This window comes from Methylobacterium sp. ME121 (assembly GCF_000974725.1).
In the GTDB taxonomy this organism is placed as follows: domain Bacteria; phylum Pseudomonadota; class Alphaproteobacteria; order Rhizobiales; family Beijerinckiaceae; genus Methylobacterium; species Methylobacterium radiotolerans.
Genome location: NZ_BBUX01000137.1, coordinates 1 through 5,347 on the forward strand (window position 1 = coordinate 1; position 5,347 = coordinate 5,347).

General features: G+C 73.3%; 6 protein-coding genes. 4 read left to right on the plus strand and 2 right to left on the minus strand.

Annotated elements, in window-relative coordinates; all coding sequences use genetic code 11:
- The coding region (locus ME121_RS32275; protein ID WP_491892942.1) for a DUF1236 domain-containing protein at window positions 1-387 on the plus strand (387 nt) is incomplete at its 5' end.
- Between the two features lie 54 nt (window positions 388-441).
- On the opposite strand, the gene hrcA is transcribed toward ME121_RS32275, so the two are convergent.
- Window positions 442-1,497, minus strand: a complete 1,056-nt coding sequence (gene hrcA / locus ME121_RS32280; protein WP_085985315.1) for a heat-inducible transcriptional repressor HrcA — start codon at window positions 1,495-1,497, stop codon at window positions 442-444.
- A gap of 167 nt (window positions 1,498-1,664) precedes the next feature.
- Between hrcA and rph the strand changes: the two genes are divergently transcribed.
- The 3 genes from rph to hemW are packed head-to-tail and all read left to right on the plus strand — an operon-like array spanning window position 1,665 to window position 4,219.
- Window positions 1,665-2,378, plus strand: coding sequence for a ribonuclease PH (rph, locus tag ME121_RS32285; protein WP_012319894.1), 714 nt, complete (start codon window positions 1,665-1,667; stop codon window positions 2,376-2,378).
- Window positions 2,375-3,004: an RdgB/HAM1 family non-canonical purine NTP pyrophosphatase gene (gene rdgB, locus ME121_RS32290; RefSeq protein WP_012319893.1), complete on the plus strand. Its 630-nt coding sequence runs from the start codon at window positions 2,375-2,377 to the stop codon at window positions 3,002-3,004. The genes rph and rdgB overlap by 4 nt, the downstream gene beginning before the upstream one ends.
- Window positions 3,005-3,043: 39 nt before the next feature.
- A complete protein-coding gene (hemW, locus tag ME121_RS32295) occupies window positions 3,044-4,219 on the plus strand; it encodes a radical SAM family heme chaperone HemW (RefSeq protein ID WP_058621180.1) in 1,176 nt (391 codons plus the stop codon).
- On the opposite strand, the gene ME121_RS32300 is transcribed toward hemW, so the two are convergent.
- On the minus strand, window positions 4,220-5,347 hold a 1,128-nt coding region (locus tag ME121_RS32300; RefSeq protein WP_059410295.1), incomplete at its 5' end, for a penicillin-binding protein activator. It abuts the gene before it with no gap.

The window sequence follows — 5,347 nt, forward strand, 5'->3', positions numbered from 1 at the left end:
CGCGAGCCTGGCGCCGGTCCCGAGCGCGGCAACCGCGACGCGGCCGGTCCCGCGCGCGGCGATCGCGGTCCGGCCGCGGAACGGGGTGGCCGCGCCGGCGCCCGCGACCGCGGCGCCGTCCGCGGCGCTGTCGGCCGCCTCGATACCCGTCAGCGGACCGAGTTCCGCAGCTCGATCACGCGCCTGGGCGTCTCGCCGCTCCGGGACGTGGCCTTCGGTCTGGCGGTGGGCACGGCGATCCCGCGCTCGATCACCCTCCACCGGCTGCCGCCGGCGATCATCGAGCTGGTGCCGGAATACGAAGGTTACGACTTCATCCTCGTGCGGGACGATATCGTGATCATCGATCCCGACACCTACGAGATCGTGGACGTGATCCCGGCCTGAGCGGGCGGTCACAGGAAGATCGGTGCGCCGGGCGGATCCTCTGCCCGGTGCCCTCTACCGCCCGCCGTCCAGGAGCTTCGACACCACGCGCGCCGTGTAGTCGACCATCGGCACGATCCGCGCGTAGTTGAGCCGGGTCGGACCGATCACGCCGACGACGCCGACGATCTTCTGCGAACCGTCGCGGAACGGCGCCGCGATCAGCGAGGAGCCCGACAGCGAGAACAGCTTGTTCTCCGAGCCGATGAAGATCCGCACGCCCTCGCCGCCCTCGGCGCGGGACAGGAGATCGATCACGTCCTTCTGGGTCTCCAGATCGTTGAACAGCAGGCGGATGCGCTCGAGGTCCTCGACCGCGCGCAGGTCGTCGAGCAGGTTGGCCTGCCCGCGCACGATCAGCTGGCGCGCCTCCGACGGGCCGACCGGCGTGGCGAGCCCGGCATCGACGAGGCGCTCGGTGATCGCGTCGAGCTCCCGCTTCATCGCCTTGCGACCGGCCTCGATCTCGGCGCGGAGCGTGCCGAGCGTGCGGCCCTGCAGGCGCGCGTTCAGGAAGTTCGTCGCCTCCTGGAGCGCGCCGGCCGGCAGGCCCGGCGGCAGGTCCACGAGGCGGTTCTCCACCGAGCCGTCGTCCGAGACGAGGATGACGAGGGCCCGGGCCGGATCGAGGCGCACGAACTCGATGTGCTTCAGGTTGACGTTCGCCTTCGTGGTCAGGACGACCCCGGCGCCCCGGGAGACCCCGGACAGCATGGTCGAGGCCTCGGCCAGGGCCGAGTCGAACGTGTGGCCCGAGGCGGCGGCGCGCATCTGCGCCTCGATCCGCGCCTGCTCGTCCTGGCTGACGTCGCCGAGCTCGAGCATCGCGTCGACGAAGAAGCGCAGGCCCAATTCCGTGGGCAGGCGGCCGGCGGACGTGTGCGGGGCGAAGATCAGGCCGGAATGCTCCAGATCCGCCATGACGTTGCGGATCGAGGCCGGCGACAGCGCCATCGGGAGGATGCGCGCCAGGTTCCGGGACCCGACCGGCTCGCCGGTGGTGAGATAGCTCTCGACGATCTGCCGGAAGATCTCCCGGGCACGCTCGTTGAGGGCGGCGAGCGCCTGCATGGACTGGCCGTTCGGGAAGTTGGGACTGGGGTGTGTCACGAGGTCATCCTGTGGTCCGATCATGTCCAACCGTCCCGCGCGGATCAATCCGCACGGCGATGCTTGCCCGTGGTTGCGCGGCGGCCTAAGAGCGCGGCCCTCGACACTCTCGACAGAAGGGGCCCGCGATGCGGCCTTCCAAGCGTGCCGCCGACGAGTTGCGGCCCGTGAGCCTGGAGCGCGCGGTCTCGCGCTACGCCGAGGGCTCGTGCCTCGTAAGTTTCGGCAACACCCGGGTGCTCTGCACCGCGTCCCTGGAAGAGCGCGCGCCGCCGTGGCTGCGCGGTTCCGGCAAGGGCTGGGTCACGGCCGAGTACGCCATGCTCCCGCGTGCGACGCACGAACGCACCCGCCGCGAGGTCGGTTCCGGGAAACCGTCGGGCCGGACCCAGGAGATCCAGCGGCTGATCGGCCGGTCGCTGCGCGCCGTCACCAACCTGCCGGCCATGGGCGAGCGCCAGATCACGATCGACTGCGACGTGATCCAGGCCGACGGCGGCACACGGACGGCCGCGATCACGGGCGCCTGGGTGGCGCTGCACGATTGCTTCGCCTGGATGCGGACGCGCTCGATCATCTCCGTCGATCCGCTGCGCGACCACGTCGCCGCCGTCTCGTGCGGCCTGTACAAGGGCACGCCGGTTCTCGACCTCGACTACGCCGAGGATTCGGCGGCCGAGACCGACGCCAACTTCGTGCTCACGGGCCGGGGCGGCATCGTCGAGGTGCAGGGCACCGCCGAGATGGAGCCCTTCACGCAGGAACAGCTCCTCGAACTCCTCGGACTCGCCCGCGCCGGCACGGAGCGGCTGGTCGCCCTGCAGAAGGAGGCCATCGCGTGAGCCGCCGTCTGACCGGGAAGGTGGTGATCGCCACGCACAATGCCGGCAAACTCACCGAGATGCGCGAGCTGCTCGCGCCGTTCGGGATCGAGGCGGTGTCGGCGGGCGAACTCGGCCTGCCCGAGCCCGACGAGACCGGCACCCTGTTCGCCGAGAACGCGGCCATCAAGGCGCAAGCTGCGGCCGAGGCCACCGGACTGCCGGCCTTCGCCGACGATTCCGGCCTGTGCGTCGACGCCCTCGACGGGGCGCCGGGCATCTTCTCGGCCCGCTGGGCCGGCCCGACCAAGGACTTCGCCGGCGCGATGGCGCGGATCTTCGCCGAACTCGACCGGCGCGGCGCGGCCGACCGCCGGGCGCACTTCGTGTCCGCCCTGGTGCTGGCCTGGCCGGACGGACACACCGAGCTGTTCGAGGGACGGGTGTTCGGCGACCTCGTCGCCGCGAAGGGCTCCGCGGGCTTCGGCTACGACCCGATCTTCCGGCCGGACGGCCACGACCGCACCTTCGGCGAGATGACCGCTGAGGAGAAGCACGGCGTCGACTGGCAGAAGGGGCGGGGCCTGTCCCACCGCGCCCGCGCCTTCGTCGAGCTGAGCCGCGCCTGCCTCGCGCCCGGCGCCTGATTTGCCAAACGGGGCGCGGGCGCTCACATCCCCGCCATCATGTCATCGACCGGCCCGGACCATCCGACCCGCGACGCGGGCTTCGGGATCTACCTGCACTGGCCCTTCTGCGCCGCGAAGTGCCCGTACTGCGACTTCAACAGTCACGTCCGCCGCGCGGGCGTGGACGAGCCCCGCTTCCTCGCCGCCTTCCGCGCCGAGATCGCCCACAATGCCGCCCGCACGCCGGGCCGCACCGTCACCAGCATCTTCCTCGGCGGCGGCACGCCCTCGCTGATGCAGCCCGCGACCGTGGCCGGCCTGCTCGACGCGGTCGCGGCCCACTGGGCGGTCGCGCCGGACGCGGAAGTGACCCTCGAGGCCAACCCGTCGAGTGTCGAGGCCGGCCGCTTCCACGGCTACCGCGCGGCCGGGGTCAACCGTGTGTCGCTCGGCATCCAGGCCCTCGACGATGCCTCGCTGCGGACCCTGGGGCGCCTGCACGACACGGCACAGGCCCTGGACGCGATCGCCCTGGCGCAGTCGGCCTTCGCGCGGACCTCCTTCGACCTGATCTACGCGCGGCCCGGCCAGACGCCGGCGCTGTGGCGGGCGGAGCTCGCCGAGGCGCTCGCGCGGGCCGCGGAGCACCTCTCGCTCTACCAGCTCACCATCGAGCCCGGGACACCGTTCCACGGGCTCGCCGCCGCCGGCAAGCTGGTGACGCCGGACGACGAGGTCGGCCGCGCCCTCTACGACGTCACCCAGGATCTCTGCGCGAAGGCCGGCCTTCCGGCGTACGAGATCTCGAACCACGCGCGGCCCGGCGCCGAATCGCGGCACAACCTGCTCTACTGGCGCTACGGCGAGTACGCCGGCATCGGTCCGGGCGCCCACGGGCGGCTCGTGACGCCCGGGGGCCGGCTCGGAACCGTGACGGAGCGATCGCCCGAGGCGTGGCTCGCCCGGGTCGAGGCCGAGGGCCACGGGATCGTCGAGACCGAGATCCTCACCGCAGCCGATCAGGCCGACGAGTTCCTGGTGATGGGCCTGCGCCTGCGCGAGGGGATCGATCCCGACACCTACGCGGCCCTCAAGGGACGGCCGCTGAACGGCAACCGGATCGGCATGCTGATCGGGGACGGCCTGCTGGAGCGGCTGCCCGGCGGCCGCATCGCCGCCACGGCGCGGGGCGCGCCGGTGCTGAACGCGCTGGTCGCCGAACTCGCCGCCTGATCAGATCGCGGGCTTCGCGAGGACCCGGGGCGCGGGGCTGACGGGCATCGCGGCGTTGTTGCGGATCTCGTAGACCGCGAGGGACCGGTCGCTCTGACCGTCCGGCCGGAACCGGAACGTCCCGTCGACGCCGGCGAAGCCCAGGCTGTTGGTCAGGGTGGCCTCGGCGAAGCGCTGCGAGCCGTACCGCCGCGACAGGGCCGCCGCGAGCAGCACCGCGTCGTAGGCGAGGGAGGCCACCCGGGGCGGGACGGCGCCGAACCGCGCCTGGTAGCGCGCGCTGAAATTTGAGAAGCCGACGCGGTCCGGCGAGGCGAAGCGGCCGCCCTGCAGGGCGGGCAGCGCGAAGAGCGACGGCTCGTTCCAGAGGGCGGTGCCGAGGGGGCGCACCCGGGCCGGCGAGAAGCCCGCCTTCGTCAGCGCGGCCGCCACGGTCGGCATCGCGTCGGCGGTCTCCGGGATGAACAGCGCGTCGGCGGTGGCGCCGGGCCCGGCGATCACCCGCGCGAGCCGCTCCACCGCCGGGACGGGCGCGCCCGCCGGGTAGCGCTCCACGGCGGCGACCCGCGCGCCCTTCCGGGCGACGACCTCCCGGAACTCCGCCTCGACCGCGTTGCCGTAGGCCGTCTCCGGGATCAGCGCCGCGAAGGACCGCTTCCCGCCGGCGACCGCGTCCTCGATGACGCGGTCCACCTCCGGCTGCGGCAGGAAGCTCAGCAGGTAGACGCCCGGGTTCGCCACGGTCGCGTCCGTGGAGAAGCCGATCACCGGCTTGCCGGCGGTCCTGGCGACGGCGGCGGCGGCCTGGACGCTGCCGGCGAAGAGCGGGCCGAGGACGATCTCGGCGCCCTGGCGCAGCGCTTCCTGGGTCGCCTCCCGGGCGCCGTCCGGACTGCCCCGGTCGTCCTCGACGAGGAGCGTCAGGTCGGGCTGCTGGGCCTCGTCGTAGGCGAGCTGCGCCGCGTCGCGCATGGCGGCACCCACCGTCGAACCCTGGCCGGTCAGCGGCAGCACCAGGGCCACCTTCACCGAACCCGCGCCGATGCGCCCGCCGCCGCCAGCGGCCGGCATCGGCGCCGGCGTGGGCGCGGGGCCCGGCGCGCCCGGCACGGCGGCCGGCGGGGTCAG

Excerpts from the sequence above, each read along its gene's own strand:
- hrcA (WP_085985315.1), bottom strand. The coding sequence starts at position 1,497 with ATGCAGGCGCTCGCCGCCCTCAACGAGCGTGCCCGGGAGATCTTCCGG.
- rph (WP_012319894.1), top strand. The coding sequence starts at position 1,665 with ATGCGGCCTTCCAAGCGTGCCGCCGACGAGTTGCGGCCCGTGAGCCTG.
- hemW (WP_058621180.1), top strand. The coding sequence starts at position 3,044 with ATGTCATCGACCGGCCCGGACCATCCGACCCGCGACGCGGGCTTCGGG.